This window comes from Streptomyces sp. NPDC046870 (assembly GCF_040704595.1).
GTDB classification, from domain to species: Bacteria; Actinomycetota; Actinomycetes; order Streptomycetales; family Streptomycetaceae; genus Streptomyces; species Streptomyces argyrophylli.
In genome coordinates this window covers 419,193-436,261 of sequence record NZ_JBEYXM010000001.1, presented here as the reverse complement: position 1 = coordinate 436,261, position 17,069 = coordinate 419,193, and the positions used below count along the sequence as shown (strand labels likewise).

The following is a 17,069-nucleotide window of genomic DNA, read 5'->3' as shown; positions in this document are numbered from 1 at the left end:
TCGGCCTCGCCGGCCCGAAGGCCCTCCTCGCCGCCGGACCCGACCTCGTAGGAGCGCCCCGTGACCCGTGACCTGACCATCGCCGAGGTGCGGCTGACACCGATCCTGGTCGCCGACCCGCCGTTGCTCAACACCCAGGGCGTGCACCAGCCGTACACCCCCCGGCTGATCGTGGAGATCGTCACCGCCGACGGGACCACCGGGCTCGGCGAGACCTACGGCGACACCAAGTACCTCGAACTGGCCCGGCCGCTGGCCGACCGGCTCACCGGACGGTCGGTCACGGACGTGAACGGCCTCTTCGGGATCGACCTCGCTGTGGACGCCTCCCGGGTCGAGGGGCAGGCGGACGCCGGCGGGCTGCGCGGGGTGCAGACCGCCGACAAGCTCCGGCTGTCCGTGCTGTCCGCCTTCGAGGTCGCCTGCCTCGACGCCCAGGGCAAGGCGCTCGGCCTGCCGGTGCACGCGCTGCTCGGCGGGAAGGTGCGGGACGCCGTCGAGTACAGCGCCTACCTCTTCTACAAGTGGGACCGGCACCCGGCGGGCGTCCCCGCCGAGCCGGACGAGTGGGGCGCCGCACTCGACCCGGCCGGTGTGGTGGAACAGGCGCGCCGGTTCCAGGAGCGGTACGGATTCGGCTCGTTCAAGCTCAAGGGCGGGGTGTTCCCGCCCGACGAGGAGATCGCCGCCGTCCGCGCGCTCGCCGCCGCCTTCCCCGGACACCCGCTGCGGCTCGACCCCAACGGCGCCTGGTCGGTGGAGACTTCGCTGAAGGTCGCGAAGGAACTCGGCGACGTACTGGAGTACCTGGAGGACCCGACGCTCGGCACACCCGCCATGGCGCGGGTGGCCGCCGGCACGGAGGTCCCGCTGGCCACCAACATGTGCGTCACCACCTTCGGCGAGATCAAGGAGGCGTTCACGAAGGACGCCGTCCAGGTCGTCCTCTCCGACCACCACTACTGGGGCGGACTGCGCAACACCCAGCACCTCGCGGCGATCTGCGCCGCCTTCGGGGTCGGGGTGTCCATGCACTCCAACACCCACCTCGGCATCAGCCTCGCCGCGATGACCCAGGTGGCGGCCACGGTCCCCAACCTCCACCACGCCTGCGACTCCCACTACCCCTGGCAGTCCGAGGACGTCCTCACCGAACGGATCGCCTTCGACGCCGGCCGCGTCGCGGTGTCCGACGCGCCGGGCCTCGGCGTCGAACTGGACCGGGACGAACTGGCCCGGCTGCACCGGCGGTGGGCCGAGGACGACGGCTCGCTGCGCGACCGCGACGACGCGGCGGCGATGCGCACCGCCGAACCGGACTGGCGGACACCGGCGATGCCGCGCTGGTGACCCGGCACCGCACGGCTTCCCGGTGCGTGACCTGGTGCACACTGGCCAGAACCGCACCACGCCAGGGAGCGCACCGTGACGCCGTCGCACACCCTCACCGGAGAGGAACCGGAACACCTCACCCAGGCAGCGCGCTGCCAGATCCAGGTCGACCCGCTCGCCGCGCTGCGCGCCCCCGGTGACCCGCCCTGGGACGTCTACCTCACCGGCACGGTCTTCCTCGACATCATCTTCACCGGCCTGGACTCGGCGCCGGTGCGCGGCACCGAGTCCTGGGCCCGGGGCATGGGCTCCAGCCCCGGCGGGGTCGCCAACATGGCCGCCGCCCTGGCCCGGCTCGGCCTGCGGACCGCGCTCGCCGCGGCCTTCGGCGACGACCACTACGGCGAGTACTGCTGGGACGCGCTGGAACAGGGCGAGGGCATCGACCTGTCCGCCTCGCGGACCGTGCCCGGCTGGCACTCGCCGGTCACCGTCTCCATGGCCTACGAGGGCGAGCGGACCATGGTCTCCCACGGGCACGAGCCGCCGGCGGAGGCCGTGCTCCTCCAGGAGGAGGCCACCGTCCGGCCGCCCCGCGCGCGGGCCGCCGTCGCCTCCCTCACGCCCGGCCGCAGCGCGCCCTGGATCGCGCAGGCCGCCCGCGCGGGGACCCGCATCTTCGCCGACGTCGGCTGGGACGAGACGGGCGCGTGGGACCTGGCCGGGCTGGCCGATCTGGAGCACTGCGAGGCCTTCCTGCCCAACGCGGAGGAGGCCAAGCGGTACACCGGCACCGACTGTCCGCGGCTCGCCGCGCACGCCCTGACCGAGTACGTGCCGGTGGCCGTGGTCACGCTGGGCTCGGACGGCGCCTACGCGGTGGACCGGCGCACCGGGGAGACGGCGGAGGTGCCGGCCATCGAGGTGGAGGCGCTGGATCCGACCGGGGCGGGGGACGTGTTCGTCGCCGGGTTCGTGACCGGGTCCCTGGCGGGGTGGCCGCTGGCCGACCGGCTGGCCTTCGCCGGGCTCACGGCCGCGCTGTCGGTGCAGGAGTTCGGGGGGTCCCTGTCGGCCCCGGGGTGGTCGGAGATCGGGGCCTGGTGGCGGCGCGTGCAGTCCCTGCCGGGACAGTCGCCGGCGGCGCTCCGGCGGTACGAGTTCCTCGAGGGCCTGGTGCCGGAGGAACTGGACCGGCCCTGGCCGTTGCGGCGGGCGGTCCCGACGATCGGTTTCCGCCGCTCCGGCTGACCGGGGGCTCCGCCGGGTTCGCGGTTCCTTCCCACCCGCCCACCCGGCCCGGCCCCCTGAGAGGCGCCTCACGGGGCGTGACCCGGTCGGGGGTGAGGCGGCCGGCGGGGTGGGCTCGCGTGGCTGGAGGCGCGGCTGGGAAGCCCGCTGCGTGTGACTCGTATGAAAAGCCCTACGGCGATGTCAGCCCCCCGTCGTACTCTGGACAGTGCGAGGCCGCCCTCAGCTACGCGGCCGTGACGAGGAGGAAGCGCAGGCCTTAAGAGCCGGCCCATGACACAGACACCCACAGCTCACACCCCCGCGCAGGAGCAGGCGAGAGCGCAGTTCACCGTCCCCGCCCAGCACCCCATGGTGACCGTCCTGGGTTCCGGCGACTCCCTCCTGCGCGTGATCGAGACGGCTTTCCCGGCAGCCGACATCCACGTCCGGGGCAATGAGATCAGCGCGGTCGGCGACCCGGTCGACGTCGCCCTCATCTCGCGCGTGTTCGAAGAGATGATGCTGGTGCTCCGCACCGGGCAGCCGATGACGGAGGACGCAGTGGAACGCTCGATCGCCATGCTGAAGGCGAGCGAGGCAGGGACGAGCGACGGCCTGGAGACCCCGGCCGAGGTACTGACGCAGAACATCCTGTCCTCGCGCGGCCGTACGATCCGTCCGAAGACCCTCAACCAGAAGCGGTACGTCGACGCGATCGACAAGCACACGATCGTCTTCGGCATCGGCCCCGCCGGTACCGGCAAGACCTACCTGGCCATGGCCAAGGCCGTGCAGGCCCTGCAGTCCAAGCAGGTCAACCGGATCATCCTGACCCGTCCGGCGGTGGAGGCGGGCGAGCGGCTCGGCTTCCTGCCCGGCACGCTCTACGAGAAGATCGACCCGTACCTGCGCCCGCTCTACGACGCGCTGCACGACATGATCGACCCGGACTCGATCCCGCGGCTGATGGCCGCCGGGACGATCGAGGTCGCGCCGCTCGCCTACATGCGCGGCCGCACGCTCAACGACGCCTTCATCATCCTGGACGAGGCCCAGAACACGAGCCCCGAACAGATGAAGATGTTCCTCACCCGCCTCGGCTTCGACTCGAAGATCGTGATCACGGGTGACGTCACCCAGGTCGACCTGCCGAACGGGCAGAAGTCGGGCCTCAGGCAGGTGCAGGAGATCCTGGAGGGCGTCGAGGACGTCCACTTCTCCCGGCTGTCGTCCCACGATGTCGTACGGCACAAGCTGGTGGGCCGTATCGTCGACGCGTACGAGAAGTACGACAGCAAGAACGGCACGGAGAACGGCGCCCCCAGGGGCGTCCGTGGCACGTCCGGCGCCGCCAAGGGCACCAAGGGGAAGTAGACCAGCACGACCATGTCGATCGACGTCAACAACGAGTCCGGCACCGAGGTAGACGAGCAGGCGATCCTCGACATCGCCCGCTACGCGCTCGCGCGGATGCGCATCCACCCGCTCTCCGAGCTCTCGGTGATCGTCGTGGACGCCGACGCCATGGAGCAGCTGCACATCCAGTGGATGGACCTGCCGGGCCCCACCGATGTCATGTCGTTCCCGATGGACGAGCTGCGCCCGCCGTCCAAGGACGACGACGAGCCGCCGCAGGGCCTGCTCGGCGACATCGTGCTGTGCCCGGAGGTCGCCGCGAAGCAGGGGGCGGAGGCCCCGACGCGGCACTCCATGGACGAGGAGCTCCAGCTGCTCACCGTCCACGGGGTGCTGCACCTGCTCGGGTACGACCACGAGGAGCCCGACGAGAAGGCCGAGATGTTCGGGCTCCAGGCCGCCATCGTGGACGGATGGCGGGCCGAGCACGGTCTGACCGGGCCGTCCCCGGCGCCGACCGTCTCGTAGGGGCCGTATGTCTCCGCAGATCGTGATCGGCGCGATCGCGCTGGTCGTCGTGGCCTGGCTCGCCGCCTGCGCGGAGGCGGGCCTCGCCCGCGTCTCCAGCTTCCGCGCCGAGGAGGCCGTGAAGTCCGGCCGGCGCGGCAGCGCCCGGCTCGCCCAGGTCGCCGCCGACCCCACCCGCTATCTGAACGTGGCCCTGCTGGTCCGCGTGGCCTGTGAGATGGCCGCCGCGGCCCTGGTGACGTACGCCTGCCTCCAGGAGTTCGCCGCCACCTGGCAGGCCCTGCTGGTCGCCATCGGGGTGATGGTCCTCGTGTCGTACGTCGCCGTGGGGGTGTCCCCGCGCACCATCGGCCGCCAGCACCCGGTCAACACCGCAACCGCGGCGGCCTACGTGCTGCTGCCGCTGGCCCGGATCATGGGCCCCGTCCCCTCCCTGCTGATCCTCATCGGCAACGCGCTCACGCCCGGCAAGGGCTTCAGGCGCGGGCCCTTCGCCTCCGAGGCGGAGCTGCGCGCGCTGGTCGACCTCGCCGAGAAGGAGTCGCTGATCGAGGACGACGAGCGCCGGATGGTGCACTCGGTCTTCGAACTGGGCGACACGCTGGTGCGCGAGGTCATGGTCCCGCGGACCGACCTGGTCACCATCGAGCGCTTCAAGACCATCCGGCAGGCCCTCACCCTCGCCCTGCGCTCCGGCTTCTCCCGCATCCCGGTCACCGGCGAGAGCGAGGACGACATCGTCGGGATCGTGTACCTGAAGGACCTGGTCCGCAAGACGCACATCAGCCGGGAGGCGGAAGGCGACCTGGTGTCCACGGCGATGCGCCCGGCGATGTTCGTGCCCGACACCAAGAACGCCGGCGACCTGCTGCGCGAGATGCAGAAGGAACGCAACCACGTCGCCGTCGTCATCGACGAGTACGGCGGCACGGCCGGGATCGTCACCATCGAGGACATCCTGGAGGAGATCGTCGGCGAGATCACCGACGAGTACGACCGGGAGATCCCGCCCGTGGAGGACCTCGGTGACGACCGCTTCCGGGTCACCGCCCGCCTCGACATCACCGACCTCGGCGAGCTGTACGGCCTGGAGGAGTACGACGACGAGGACGTGGAGACCGTCGGCGGGCTGCTCGCCAAGGCACTCGGCCGCGTCCCCATCGCCGGGGCCTCCGCCGAGGTCGAGCTGCCCGACGAGCGCCGGCTGAAGCTGACGGCGGAAGCCGCGGCCGGCCGCCGCAACAAGATCGTCACGGTGCTGGTGGAGCCCGTGCCCGTGCCCGTCGCCGAGGAGGAGACGGCCGAGTGACGCCCCGGGAGCTGCGCGCCCTGTGCCTGTCCTTCAACGCGGCCGTGGAGGACTTCCCGTTCAGCCCCGAGATCTCGGTCTTCAAGGTGCTGGGCAAGATGTTCGCCCTGACCCACCTGGACGCGCGGCCCCTGACGGTCAACCTCAAGTGCGACCCGGAGGACGCCGTCCGGCTGCGCGGTGAGCACGAGGGGCTGATCGTCCCCGGCTGGCACATGAACAAGCGGCACTGGAACACCGTGACGGTCGACGGGGGGCTGCCGGACCGGCTGGTCCGGGAGCTGGTCGAGGACTCGTACGACCTGGTGGTGGCCGGGCTGCCGCGGGCCGAGCGGCTGCGGCTCGACCGTCCGTGAGCGCACCCGTGCCGGGCGGGCCCGCCGGGGCTTCGTATGCTCGGGGCATGACCGAGAGCACCGCGCTTGATCCCGAGGACCGCAAGATCGTCACCCTGGCCCGTTCCGCGCGGGCCCGCAACGGCGTACCGGAGGGGGCGGCCGTGCGGGACGAGACCGGGCGCACCTATGTCGCCGGGTCGGTGGAGCTGGCCTCGCTGAAGCTGAGCGCGCTGCGTACGGCGGTCGCCATGGCCGTGGCCTCGGGGGCCCGGTCGCTGGAGGCGGCGGCCGTGGTGAGCGAAGCGGAGTCCCTGCCGGCGGAGGACCTGGCCGCTGTCGCCGACCTGGGCGGGCCCGGGACGCCGGTGCTGCTGGCCTCACCCGACGGCAGCGTGCGGGTCACCGTCTCCGCCGGCTGAGCGGTCCGCCCGCCCACCCGGCCCGGGAGCCGGCGAGCGCCGGCTCCCCGCGGTGCCCTGGCCGTCGCCGCCTGCGCGCTGCCGGTCAGAGCGCGTCGGGTCCGCGCTCGCCGGTCCGCACCCGGACGACCGTCTCCACGGGGACGGCCCACACCTTGCCGTCCCCGATCTTCCCCGTCCGCGCGGCCCTGACGACCGCGTCGATCACGTCGTCGGCCGCGGCGTCCTCCACCACCACCTCGATGCGCACCTTCGGCACCAGGTCGACGCGGTACTCGGCCCCCCGGTACACCTCGGTGTGGCCGCGCTGCCGGCCGTAGCCGCTCGCCTCGGTCACGGTCAGCCCGTGCACCCCCAGCTCCTGCAGGGCGGTCTTGACCTCGTCCAGCCGGTACGGCTTGACGATCGCGGTGATGAGCTTCATGCCTGCTACTTGACCTTCTGGGCGGAGGGGGAGAGGAGGGACGAGCCGACCGGGGCGCCGTGGCCCAGGACGCCGTGATCGTATGCGGTCTCGGCGTGCACCGTAAGGTCGAGGCCGGTGTGCTCCTGTTCCTCGCTCGCCCGCAGGCCCAGCGCCTTGTCGAGCAGCTTGCCCAGCCCGTACGTCACCGAGAAGGCGTACCCCGCGACGACGACCACGGCGAGCAGCTGCTTGCCGAGCGGGGCGAGCCCGCCGCCGTAGAGCAATCCCTGCGTCCCGCCGGTCATCGCCTTCTCGGCGAACAGGCCGATCAGCAGGGTGCCGATGACGCCGCCGACCAGGTGGACGCCGACGACGTCCAGGGAGTCGTCGTAGTTCAGCCGGAACTTCCAGCTCACCGCGTAGGAGCAGACGACACCGGCGGCGAGGCCCACGACCAGGGCGCCGAGCAGGGAGACCGTGCCGCACGAGGGGGTGATGGCGACCAGGCCGGCTACCGCGCCGGAGGCGGCGCCCAGGGTGGTCGGGTGGCCGTCGCGCCGCTGCTCGACGAAGAGCCAGCCGAGCAGGCCGGTGCATCCGGCGGCGAGGGTGTTGAGGAACGCGGCCGCGGCCAGGCCGTTCGCGCCGAGCGCGGAGCCGGCGTTGAAGCCGAACCAGCCGAACCAGAGCAGACCGGCGCCGAGGACGACCATGGGCAGGTTGTGCGGGCGCATGGCGTCCTTCTTGAAGCCCAGGCGGGGGCCGAGGACGAGGCACAGCGCCAGCCCGGAGGCGCCGGAGGTGATCTCGACGGGCAGACCGCCCGCGAAGTCCAGGGCGCCCAGCCTGCCGAGGATCCAGCCACCCGGGCCCCACACCCAGTGGGTGACCGGGACGTACACGAGGAGCGTCCACAGCGGTACGAAGACCAGCCACGCCGAGAACTTCGTGCGGTCGGCGACGGCGCCGCTGATCAGGGCGGCCGTGACGATCGCGAAGGTCAGCTGGAAGGTGGCGAACAGGACGGCCGGGACCGTGCCGTGCACGCTGTCCGGGCCCAGCCCGCGCATCCCGGCCTCGTGGAGACCGCCGATCAGCCCGCCGCCGACGTCGTCGCCGAAGGCGAGGGAGTAGCCGGCCGCCAGCCACACCACCGTGACCAGGGCGATCGACACGAAGCTCATCATCAGCATGTTGAGGACGCTCTTCGTGCGGACCATGCCGCCGTAGAACAGGGCGAGGCCGGGGGTCATCAGCAGGACGAGGGCGGTCGCGGCGAGCAGCCAGGCGGTGTCGCCGGTGTTCACGTGGGCTGCGGCGTGGGTCACGGGCGTCTCCAACGGGTGGGGGCTGCGTCAGAGGGTCACCGGTGTGCGTTTCCGGTCGCGTACGGGTGTGTTTCCGTGACGTTTCGTTGCGCGCGGGTTTCCGGAAGCTCACGGCCCGGGCCGCGCGGCGGACGTGGTGCGGCGCCGCTCTGTGGATCAGGGAGAATGGGCGGCATGAGCGTTCGCACCCAGACTTCCGAGCAGCCGGCCGAGACCGCCCACCGCGCCGGCTTCGCCTGCTTCGTGGGCCGCCCCAACGCGGGCAAGTCCACCCTCACGAACGCTCTGGTCGGGCAGAAGGTGGCGATCACCTCCAACCGCCCCCAGACCACCCGGCACACGGTACGGGGCATCGTGCACCGGCCCGACGCCCAGCTGATCCTGGTCGACACCCCGGGGCTGCACAAGCCGCGCACGCTGCTCGGCGAACGCCTCAACGACGTGGTCCGCACCACCTGGGCCGAGGTCGACGTGATCGGCTTCTGCCTGCCGGCAGACCAGAAGATCGGCCCGGGCGACCGGTTCATCGCGAAGGAACTGGCGGGGATCAAGAAGACTCCGAAGGTCGCCATCGTGACGAAGACCGACCTCGTCGACTCCAAGGCCCTCGCCGAGCAGCTCATCGCCGTCGACCAGCTGGGCAAGGAGCTGGGCATCGAGTGGGCGGAGATCGTGCCGGTGTCGGCGGTCGGCTCCAAGCAGGTGGACCTCCTGGCCGACCTCCTGGTACCGCTGCTGCCGGAGGGACCCGCGCTCTACCCCGAGGGCGACCTGACGGACGAGCCCGAGCAGGTGATGGTGGCCGAGCTGATCCGGGAGGCCGCGCTGGAGGGCGTCCGGGACGAGCTGCCGCACTCCATCGCGGTCGTCGTCGAGGAGATGCTGCCCCGCGAGGACCGGCCCGCCGACCGGCCGCTGCTGGACATCCACGCCAACCTCTACATCGAGCGCCCCAGCCAGAAGGGCATCATCATCGGCCCCAAGGGCAAGCGCCTGAAGGAGGTCGGCATCAAGTCCCGCAAGCACATCGAGGCACTGCTCGGAACGCCGGTCTTCCTCGACCTGCACGTCAAGGTGGCCAAGGACTGGCAGCGCGACCCCAAGCAGCTGCGCAGGCTCGGTTTCTGACCCGCCGCGCCGCCTGTGGCGGACCGGTTCTAGCCGACGGCTCCCGTCGGGGCCATGTCCTGCGTTCCCACCACCCGCAGCAGTTCCAGCCTCTCGTGCGACTCCGTGCCGGGGCGGGCCGTGTGGATGATCAGGTGATGGCGGCTGTGGTGGCTCAGCAGGACCTCGCAGTCCAGTTCCAGCAGGCCCACCACCGGGTGCAGGAAGCGCTTGGTGCCCGGGCGGCGCAGGGACACCTCGTGTTGCTCCCAGAGCCGGGCGAACTCCTCGCTCCCCGCCCGGAGTTCGGCCACCAGGGCCGCCGGTTCGGGGTCGTCGGGACGGGCCGCGGCCACCGCGCGGAGGTTGGCCACGTGGTCCCGGGCGTGGGCCGGAAGGTCCTCCGGCGGGAAGAGCGCGCGAGCCGTGGGATCCAGGAAGAACCGGCGGGTGAGGTTCCGCTCGCGCGGCGGGAGGCTGAGCGCGTCGCCGACCAGCGCCTTGGCCAGCGCGTTCTGTGCCAGCACCGCCCCCAAGTCCGTGACCACCTGCGCCGGTGAGTCGTACAGCCGGTCCAGGACCAGCAGCAGCCCCGGCCGGACATGGGCGGAGGCCGCGTCACGGCGCGGCGGCTCCTCGCCCACCAGGTGGAACAGGTGGTCCCGTTCGTCGTCCGTCAGCCGCAGCGCCCGCGCCAGCGCCGTGAGCATCTGACGGGACGGACGCGGGCCCCGGGACTGTTCCAGGCGCGTGTAGTAGTCGACCGACATCCCGGCCAGCGCCGCCACCTCCTCCCGGCGCAGTCCGGGCGTGCGGCGGCGGGCGCCGGGCGCCAGGCCCACGTCGGACGGTTCCAGACGGGCGCGGCCACGGCGCAGGAAGTCGGCGAGTTCGGCTCGGTTCACCCCTCCAGGCTGCGGCAGACCGGCCGGCTTATCCAGGGACTGCCGATCCCCCGATCAGGAGGTCTCTCCCAAAGGCGCCGCCCACCGCGGAGGCTGGGCGCACCGAACGAGACCCGATCGAGAAGGAGCACCACCATGCTGACCCTGGTCACCGGCGCCACCGGACAGGTGGGCCGCGGGTTCGTCCCCCGCCTGCTCGCCCAGGCCCGGCCCGGCGAGCGGGTGCGGGTGATCGTCCGCGACGAGACCCGCGCCGCCGCCTTCGCCGAGCGCGGCGCCGAGGTCGTCGTCGGCGACCTGCGCGACACCGACGTCCTCGGCAAGGCGCTCACCGGAGCGGACGCCGTCGTGAACATCGCCGCCTCCTTCCGGGGCGTGCCGGACGAGGAGATGCGGGCCGTCAACCGGGACGCCGCGGTGGAGCTGGGCCGGGCGGCCGTCGCCTCCGGGGTACGGCGGTTCGTGCAGGCCAGCACCATCCTGGTGTACGGCACGGGACGCGGCCGGCCGCACGTCGAGGACGACCCGTCCGTGCCGGGCGGCCCCATGTGGATGACGTACCCGGAGTCCAAGCTGGAGGCCGAGCACGGGCTGCTCGCGCTGGAGGGGCTGGACGTCAGGATCGGCCGCCTCGCCTTCGTCTACGGCGAGGGCGACCCGCACCTGCCGGGCATCACCCGCTGGACCGCGACCCAGCCGGCCACCAAGCGGCACCACCTGGTGCACGTCGCCGACACCGCCCAGGGCCTGCTGCGCCTGCTGCACGCCCCCGGCGCCGGCGGCCGCGTCTACAACATCGCCGACGACGCCCCGGTCACCGTGCTGGAGATCCACCAGCTCCTCGGTGCGGAACCGCCGGCGGACGGACCCGACCCCGATCCCTGGTACGGCATCGCCTCCACCGACCGCGCCCGCCGCGAACTGGGGTACCGGCCCCACTTCCCGACCCTGTGGGCCGCGCGGGACGCCGGCGCCCTATGAGGGCGGGCGCTGGGCCCGCAGCAGCTCCCGGAACCAGTGGTAGGAGGCCTTGGGCGTGCGCTCCAGCGACTCGAAGTCCACGTGCACCAGGCCGAACCGGCGGGCGTAGCCCTCGGCCCACTCGAAGTTGTCCATGAGGGACCACACGAAGTAGCCGCGCACGTCGGCCCCGGCCTCGATCGCCCGGTGCAGGGCCCGGACGTGGGCGTCCAGGTAGGCGATGCGGTCCTGGTCGTCGACGCCCTCGTAGGAGCAGCCGTTCTCGGTGATCATGACGGGCGGGAGCCGGTCGCCGTAGCGCTCACGGAACCCGGTGAGCAGTTCCGTCAGTCCCTCCGGTACGACCGGCCAGCCGAAGTCGGTCACCGGCCGGCCCTCGATCTCCCGCACGGAGAAGGGCAGTCCGGCCGGGACCGTCAGTCCGCCGAACGTGGTGTCGGTGCCCTGCGGGGCGCCCACCCGCGTCGGGGCGTAGTAGTTGACGCCGTACCAGTCGACCGGCTCGGCGATCACCTCCAGGTCGGCCTCGACGTCCCCCGGCATCAACTCGGCCATGCCCTCCGGGTACGCCCCGAGGACGACCGGCTCGGCGAACAGGCGGTTGAGCAGCAGGTCGTAGAAGCCGGCCGCCTCCACGTCCGCCGGCTCCGGTGAGGCGGGCCAGACCGGGCCGTGGGAGTTGGCGATGCCGATGTCCGTGGCGCCGGCCGCGCGCAGCGCCCGGACCGCGAGGCCGTGGGCGAGGAGCTGGTGGTGGGCGACCGGAAGGGCGTCGAAGAGCAGTCGCCGGCCGGGGGCGTGGGCGCCGATGGCGTGTCCCAGGAGGGTGTGTTCGGCGGGCTCGTTGAGGGTGATCCACTGGTGCACCCGGTCGCCGAGCCGGTCCGCCACGAACGCCACGTGGTCGGCGAACCGGGCCGCCGTGTCCCGGTCGAGCCAGTCCAGGTGCGCCGGCAGGTCCCAGTGGAAGAGGGTCGGCACCGGCCGGACGCCGGCCGCGCACAACTCGTCCACCAGGCGGTCGTAGAAGTCCGCGCCGCCGGGGGAGTTCACCCGGGGCCAGGAGACCGAGAAGCGGTAGGCGTCCACGCCGAGACCGGCGAGGAGGGACACGTCCTCCCGGTAGCGGTGGTAGTGGTCGCAGGCCACCGCGGCCGTCGAGCCGTCCTTCACCCGCCCGGGCCCGGCCGTGAACACGTCCCACACGGACGGCTCCCGCTCCTCGGCCGCGCCCTCGATCTGGTGGGCGGAGGTCGACACGCCCCACAGGAAGCCGGGCGGGAACCGGGGGATCGCCGTGCCTGTGTCAGTCGCCATGGCCGGATCATCCGTACCGGCGGTAACGGAAGTCAACGCCCGTGCGCGGGACGGCCGTTACGCGCCCTCCTTCAGCACCCGCGAGACCAGTTCCCGCTGGGCCTCGGTCAGCAGGGGGTCCGCCGCGTACACCGTGCGGCCGTCCACCGTGATCTCGTAGCTGAAGCCGTCCGGGACGCCCGCCGGAGGGGTGTCCCGGCCGGACGCGAGGGCGCGTTCGGCCAGGGACCGCCACTCCATGGCGTCGGGCCGGCCCGAGGTGTCCACCTCGGCCCGGCGCTCGATGCCCGCGAAACCGCCCGTGCGCCGCACTCGAATACGCATGGGTCTCTGTGTAGTACGGAACTACAGCGTCCGCACCCCGACCTGTTCCCACGCCTTCTGTACGGCCTGGAGTTCGTCCCCGGCGCCGTACCGCTCCCTGGCCGCCTTCACCGTCAGCGTGGCGAAGTCGGCGAAGAGGGCGTCCTCCTTCAGTTCGCCGCCGGTCAGCACGTCGTACCAGATCTGCCCGGCCTTCTCCCAGGCGTAGCCGCCGAGGGCGGTGGCGGCCAGGTAGAAGGCGTGGTTGGGGATGCCGGAGTTGATGTGCACGCCGCCGTTGTCGCGGCCCGTGCGGACGTAGTCCTCCATCTTCGCCGGCTGCGGGTCCTTGCCGAGGACGTCGTCGTCGTACGCCGTGCCCGGGGCCTTCATCGAGCGCAGGGCGGTGCCGGTGACGCGCGGTGCGAGGAGCCCGGCGCCGATCAGCCAGTCGGCCTCGGCGGCGGTCTGGCCGAGGGTGTACTGCTTGATCAGCGATCCGAAGACGTCCGACACCGACTCGTTCAGGGCGCCCGACTGGCCGTAGTACTCCAGGTTCGCGGTGTGCTGGGTGACGCCGTGGGTCAGTTCGTGCCCGATGACGTCGACCGGGATGGTGAAGTCCAGGAAGATCTCGTTGTCGCCGTCGCCGAACACCATCTGCTCGCCGTTCCAGAAGGCGTTGTCGTAGTTCTCGCCGAAGTGCACGGTGGCGTCGAGCGGCATCCCGCTGTCGTCGATGGAGTGCCGGCCGTAGACCTTGAGGTACAGCTCGAAGGTGGCGCCGAGGCCCGCGTAGGCGCGGTTCACCGTGGCGTCGGAGCCGGGCTCGGAGCCCTCCTCGCGGACCTTGGTGCCGGGCAGGTCCTGGGTGTGCTCGGCGTCGTAGACGGTGCGGTGCGGCTGGTCGGCGGCGGCGCCCGCGGGCGGGGCGGCGGAGGCGGCACCGATCACCGTGGTCAGGCGGCGCTTGGTGCGCTGGTAGGCGTCGTGCTCCAGGGACCGGCGGGCCGGACCGGACAGCGCGGGGTCCTCGTTGCGGGCGAGCCTGTCGAGGACGTGCGGCGGCACGATCGTGCAGAAGACGGGCTGGAAGCCCCCGGTGGTCGTCATGTTCCGCACCATTGCACTGAGTGACTCCACTGTCACTACCTGCCACCATGATTGGTGAAATACCAGGACACCCACCGCGACGCATCGTGACCGTGTGGTAGAGCGATGTGGTACGTCGCACGTTTTGTCCCTTTTTGCCGTGCGGTCCCGCATACTGGGACAGGCCCGCGCACCCGGAACGGCTCGGCTAGGCTGCGGAGCATCATGCGTTCCTGGCTGCTTCTTCTTAGCTGCCGCGGCGAGGGCCTGTAGTCGAGGCCGACTCCCTCCCCGCGGAGCTTGGCGTTGCGTCGTCGGCCGTCCACTCGGATATCCAAGACATCCTGAGGAGCCCACGCCATCATGGCCAACCGCCAGCAGCCCAGCCCCATGCCGATCCACAAGTACGGCCGCTACGAGCAGGTCGACATCCCGGACCGCACCTGGCCGAACAAGCGGATCACCACTGCGCCCCGCTGGCTCTCCACCGACCTGCGCGACGGCAACCAGGCCCTGATCGACCCCATGTCGCCCGAGCGCAAGCGGCGCATGTTCGACCAGCTGGTCAAGATGGGCTACAAGGAGATCGAGGTCGGCTTCCCCGCCTCCGGCCAGACCGACTTCGACTTCGTGCGCTCGATCATCGAGGAAGAGGGCGCGATCCCCGAGGACGTGACCATCTCCGTCCTCACCCAGGCCCGCGAGGACCTGATCGAGCGGACGGTGGAGTCCCTGAAGGGCGCGCGCCGTGCCACCGTCCACCTGTACAACGCCACCGCCCCGGTCTTCCGCCGGGTCGTCTTCCGCGGCTCCAAGGACGACATCAAGCAGATCGCCGTCGACGGCACCCGCCTGGTGATGGAGTACGCCGAGAAGCTGCTGGGCCCGGAGACCGAGTTCGGCTACCAGTACTCCCCGGAGATCTTCACCGACACCGAGCTGGACTTCGCGCTGGAGGTCTGCGAGGCGGTGATGGACGTCTACCAGCCGGGCCCGGGCCGCGAGATCATCCTCAACCTGCCCGCCACCGTGGAGCGTTCGACGCCGTCCACGCACGCGGACCGCTTCGAGTGGATGCACCGCAACCTGACCCGCCGCGAGTACGTCTGTCTGTCCGTCCACCCGCACAACGACCGCGGCACGGCCGTGGCCGCCGCCGAGCTGGCGCTGATGGCCGGCGCCGACCGCGTCGAGGGCTGCCTGTTCGGACAGGGCGAGCGCACCGGCAACGTCGACCTGGTCACCCTGGGCATGAACCTGTTCTCCCAGGGCGTCGACCCGCAGATCGACTTCTCCGACATCGACGAGATCCGTCGTACGTGGGAGTACTGCAACCAGATGGAGGTCCACCCGCGCCACCCGTACGTGGGCGACCTGGTCTACACGTCCTTCTCCGGCTCCCACCAGGACGCCATCAAGAAGGGCTTCGACGCCATGGAGGCCGACGCGGCGGCCCGCGGGGTCACCGTGGACGACCTGGAGTGGGCGGTGCCGTACCTGCCGATCGACCCGAAGGACGTCGGCCGCTCCTACGAGGCCGTCATCCGCGTCAACTCCCAGTCGGGCAAGGGCGGTATCTCCTACGTCCTGAAGAACGACCACAAGCTCGACCTGCCGCGCCGGATGCAGATCGAGTTCTCGAAGATCATCCAGGCGAAGACCGACGCCGAGGGCGGCGAGATCACGCCGAAGGAGATCTGGGAGGTCTTCCAGGACGAGTACCTGCCGAACCCGGCGAACCCGTGGGGCCGCGTCCAGGTCAGGACCGGCCAGTCGACCACCGACACCGACGGTGTGGACACCCTCACCGTCGAGGCCACCGTCGACGGCGAGGACCGGGTCCTGACCGGTTCCGGCAACGGTCCGATCTCGGCCTTCTTCGACGCCCTGCAGTCCATCGGCATCGACGTACGCCTGCTGGACTACCAGGAGCACACGATGAGCGAGGGAGCCTCCGCGCAGGCCGCCTCCTACATCGAGTGCGCGATCGACGACAAGGTCCTGTGGGGCATCGGCATCGACGCGAACACGACGCGTGCGTCGCTGAAGGCGGTCGTCTCCGCGGTGAACCGCGCGACACGCTAGCGCTTCGCCGGCAGCGGACCAGGAGCGTCGGCCGGCGGACGGGGGCGGCGCCGTCGTGGCTGGTCACGCCCTTCCCCGCGCCCCTTCGGGACACTGCCCCGCCCGGCGTCCACAGGTCCCCGCCCACCGTGCACCGGTGGGCGGGGACCGCCTGTTTCCGGCCAACGCGCCCCCCAGGTCACAGAAAGGTCTCTTACGGGGTACTGACTCCGCCTCGGTGATGTGGCTAACATCACGCCAGCGCGGCGATGTTGCCGTGCGGTTACGGAGGTGCGACGTGCTGCCAGTACGGGGACGAGACGGCCGTGCCGCCAGGGCTGCGCGCATCCTGGGCACCCGCACCGCGTGGACGGCCGTGGGGGACGGCGAGTTCTTCTGTCCCGGCTGCGGCGGCGACCGCAACTACCAGCGGCTCACCGGACGACGCCGGCTCACCCTGCTCGGCGTGCCCGTGCTGCCGCGCGGGACGGCCGGACCGGTCGTGGAGTGCGCGGCCTGCGAGCACCACTTCGGCACCGAGGTGCTGGACCACCCCACCACCCGCCGCTTCTCCGCGATGCTCCGGGACGCCGTGCACACCGTCGCCCTCGCCGTGCTCGCCGCGGGCGGCACCTGTTCCCGTACGGCCCTGGAGACGGCCGCCGCCACGGTCCGCGCGGCCGGCTTCGCCGAGTGCACCGAGGACCAGCTGGCCGCCCTGGTCGACGCCCTCGCCGCCGACACCGGCCGGTACTTCGAGCAGCCGTGCGGGGCCGGGCTGACCATAGAGCTGCACGAGTCCCTGGACCCGCTCGCCCCGCACCTGGCGCCGGCCGGACGCGAGTCCCTGCTGCTCCAGGCCGCCCGCATCGCCCTCGCCGACGGCCCCTACACCCCCGCCGAACGCGACGCCCTCGCCACCGTCGGCGCCGCCCTCACCATCTGCTCCGACGACGTGACCCGCCTCCTGGCCGCGGCCCGGACCCCGTCCTGACCACCCGCCCCGGCCGGACCGCCCCGATCACCCGGACGGAGTAAGACCGCCCCGGTG

At 71.9% G+C, this 17,069-nt stretch carries 17 protein-coding genes; 11 read left to right on the top strand and 6 right to left on the bottom strand.

Going from position 1 to position 17,069, the window contains the following annotated elements; genetic code table 11:
- Positions 1 to 60: 60 nt before the first annotated feature.
- The 7 genes from AB0946_RS01970 (at position 61) to AB0946_RS01940 (ending at position 6,515) form a co-directional block, all read left to right on the top strand.
- Complete coding sequence (locus AB0946_RS01970; protein ID WP_366758701.1) at positions 61 to 1,350, top strand: glucarate dehydratase family protein; 1,290 nt, start codon at positions 61 to 63, stop codon at positions 1,348 to 1,350.
- Positions 1,351 to 1,425: 75 nt separating this feature from the next.
- On the top strand, positions 1,426 to 2,583 hold the full coding sequence (locus AB0946_RS01965) for a PfkB family carbohydrate kinase (RefSeq protein ID WP_366758700.1): 1,158 nt from the start codon (positions 1,426 to 1,428) through the stop codon (positions 2,581 to 2,583).
- A gap of 273 nt (positions 2,584 to 2,856) precedes the next feature.
- Positions 2,857 to 3,939 carry a PhoH family protein gene (locus tag AB0946_RS01960; protein WP_366758699.1) on the top strand — a complete coding sequence of 361 codons (1,083 nt, stop codon included), beginning with the start codon at positions 2,857 to 2,859 and terminating at the stop codon, positions 3,937 to 3,939.
- 12 nt (positions 3,940 to 3,951) lie between these two features.
- Positions 3,952 to 4,449 carry an rRNA maturation RNase YbeY gene (ybeY, locus tag AB0946_RS01955; protein ID WP_189882633.1) on the top strand — a complete coding sequence of 166 codons (498 nt, stop codon included), beginning with the start codon at positions 3,952 to 3,954 and terminating at the stop codon, positions 4,447 to 4,449.
- A gap of 7 nt (positions 4,450 to 4,456) precedes the next feature.
- Entirely contained in the window at positions 4,457 to 5,758 is a 1,302-nt protein-coding gene (locus AB0946_RS01950; RefSeq protein ID WP_366758698.1) for a hemolysin family protein, read from the top strand.
- A complete protein-coding gene (locus AB0946_RS01945; protein ID WP_366749535.1) occupies positions 5,755 to 6,114 on the top strand; it encodes an MmcQ/YjbR family DNA-binding protein in 360 nt (119 codons plus the stop codon). The genes AB0946_RS01950 and AB0946_RS01945 overlap by 4 nt, the downstream gene beginning before the upstream one ends.
- Before the next feature lie 47 nt (positions 6,115 to 6,161).
- Positions 6,162 to 6,515: a cytidine deaminase gene (locus AB0946_RS01940; RefSeq protein WP_366758697.1), complete on the top strand. Its 354-nt coding sequence runs from the start codon at positions 6,162 to 6,164 to the stop codon at positions 6,513 to 6,515.
- Positions 6,516 to 6,600: 85 nt separating this feature from the next.
- Here AB0946_RS01940 and AB0946_RS01935 read toward each other — a convergent pair whose 3' ends face one another.
- On the bottom strand, positions 6,601 to 6,939 hold the full coding sequence (locus tag AB0946_RS01935) for a P-II family nitrogen regulator (RefSeq protein WP_171156495.1): 339 nt from the start codon (positions 6,937 to 6,939) through the stop codon (positions 6,601 to 6,603).
- Positions 6,940 to 6,944: 5 nt separating this feature from the next.
- Positions 6,945 to 8,249: an ammonium transporter gene (locus tag AB0946_RS01930; protein WP_366758696.1), complete on the bottom strand. Its 1,305-nt coding sequence runs from the start codon at positions 8,247 to 8,249 to the stop codon at positions 6,945 to 6,947.
- Between the two features lie 174 nt (positions 8,250 to 8,423).
- Here AB0946_RS01930 and era point away from each other — a divergent pair, with 174 nt between their 5' ends.
- Positions 8,424 to 9,377, top strand: a complete 954-nt coding sequence (gene era, locus AB0946_RS01925) for a GTPase Era (protein WP_366758694.1) — start codon at positions 8,424 to 8,426, stop codon at positions 9,375 to 9,377.
- A 29-nt stretch (positions 9,378 to 9,406) separates the two neighbouring features.
- Here era and AB0946_RS01920 read toward each other — a convergent pair whose 3' ends face one another.
- Positions 9,407 to 10,261 carry a helix-turn-helix transcriptional regulator gene (locus AB0946_RS01920; RefSeq protein ID WP_366758693.1) on the bottom strand — a complete coding sequence of 285 codons (855 nt, stop codon included), beginning with the start codon at positions 10,259 to 10,261 and terminating at the stop codon, positions 9,407 to 9,409.
- A gap of 135 nt (positions 10,262 to 10,396) precedes the next feature.
- On the opposite strand from AB0946_RS01920, the gene AB0946_RS01915 reads away from it, so the two are divergent.
- Positions 10,397 to 11,242, top strand: coding sequence for an NAD(P)-dependent oxidoreductase (locus tag AB0946_RS01915; RefSeq protein WP_366758692.1), 846 nt, complete (start codon positions 10,397 to 10,399; stop codon positions 11,240 to 11,242).
- Here AB0946_RS01915 and AB0946_RS01910 read toward each other — a convergent pair.
- Genes AB0946_RS01910 through AB0946_RS01900 form a run of 3 tightly spaced genes read right to left on the bottom strand, consistent with a single transcriptional unit; the run spans position 11,237 to position 13,975 of the window.
- The gene (locus AB0946_RS01910; RefSeq protein ID WP_366758691.1) at positions 11,237 to 12,559 is read right to left on the bottom strand and encodes a GH1 family beta-glucosidase; all 1,323 of its coding nucleotides are present in this window, start codon (positions 12,557 to 12,559) and stop codon (positions 11,237 to 11,239) included. The genes AB0946_RS01915 and AB0946_RS01910 overlap by 6 nt on opposite strands.
- Before the next feature lie 57 nt (positions 12,560 to 12,616).
- A complete protein-coding gene (locus AB0946_RS01905; RefSeq protein ID WP_366758690.1) occupies positions 12,617 to 12,883 on the bottom strand; it encodes a protealysin inhibitor emfourin in 267 nt (88 codons plus the stop codon).
- Positions 12,884 to 12,904: 21 nt separating this feature from the next.
- On the bottom strand, positions 12,905 to 13,975 hold the full coding sequence (locus tag AB0946_RS01900) for a M4 family metallopeptidase (protein WP_366758689.1): 1,071 nt from the start codon (positions 13,973 to 13,975) through the stop codon (positions 12,905 to 12,907).
- Positions 13,976 to 14,317: 342 nt separating this feature from the next.
- Between AB0946_RS01900 and leuA the strand changes: the two genes are divergently transcribed.
- Both leuA and AB0946_RS01890 read left to right on the top strand, forming a co-directional pair.
- Positions 14,318 to 16,039, top strand: coding sequence for a 2-isopropylmalate synthase (leuA, locus tag AB0946_RS01895; protein ID WP_366758688.1), 1,722 nt, complete (start codon positions 14,318 to 14,320; stop codon positions 16,037 to 16,039).
- 277 nt (positions 16,040 to 16,316) lie between these two features.
- Positions 16,317 to 17,012 carry a TerB family tellurite resistance protein gene (locus tag AB0946_RS01890; RefSeq protein ID WP_366758687.1) on the top strand — a complete coding sequence of 232 codons (696 nt, stop codon included), beginning with the start codon at positions 16,317 to 16,319 and terminating at the stop codon, positions 17,010 to 17,012.
- Positions 17,013 to 17,069 lie beyond the last annotated feature (57 nt).

Excerpts from the sequence above, each read along its gene's own strand:
- AB0946_RS01960 (WP_366758699.1), top strand. The coding sequence starts at position 2,857 with ATGACACAGACACCCACAGCTCACACCCCCGCGCAGGAGCAGGCGAGA.
- ybeY (WP_189882633.1), top strand. The coding sequence starts at position 3,952 with ATGTCGATCGACGTCAACAACGAGTCCGGCACCGAGGTAGACGAGCAG.
- AB0946_RS01950 (WP_366758698.1), top strand. The coding sequence starts at position 4,457 with ATGTCTCCGCAGATCGTGATCGGCGCGATCGCGCTGGTCGTCGTGGCC.
- AB0946_RS01940 (WP_366758697.1), top strand. The coding sequence starts at position 6,162 with ATGACCGAGAGCACCGCGCTTGATCCCGAGGACCGCAAGATCGTCACC.
- AB0946_RS01935 (WP_171156495.1), bottom strand. The coding sequence starts at position 6,939 with ATGAAGCTCATCACCGCGATCGTCAAGCCGTACCGGCTGGACGAGGTC.
- era (WP_366758694.1), top strand. The coding sequence starts at position 8,424 with ATGAGCGTTCGCACCCAGACTTCCGAGCAGCCGGCCGAGACCGCCCAC.
- AB0946_RS01915 (WP_366758692.1), top strand. The coding sequence starts at position 10,397 with ATGCTGACCCTGGTCACCGGCGCCACCGGACAGGTGGGCCGCGGGTTC.
- AB0946_RS01910 (WP_366758691.1), bottom strand. The coding sequence starts at position 12,559 with ATGGCGACTGACACAGGCACGGCGATCCCCCGGTTCCCGCCCGGCTTC.
- AB0946_RS01905 (WP_366758690.1), bottom strand. The coding sequence starts at position 12,883 with ATGCGTATTCGAGTGCGGCGCACGGGCGGTTTCGCGGGCATCGAGCGC.
- AB0946_RS01900 (WP_366758689.1), bottom strand. The coding sequence starts at position 13,975 with ATGACGACCACCGGGGGCTTCCAGCCCGTCTTCTGCACGATCGTGCCG.
- leuA (WP_366758688.1), top strand. The coding sequence starts at position 14,318 with ATGGCCAACCGCCAGCAGCCCAGCCCCATGCCGATCCACAAGTACGGC.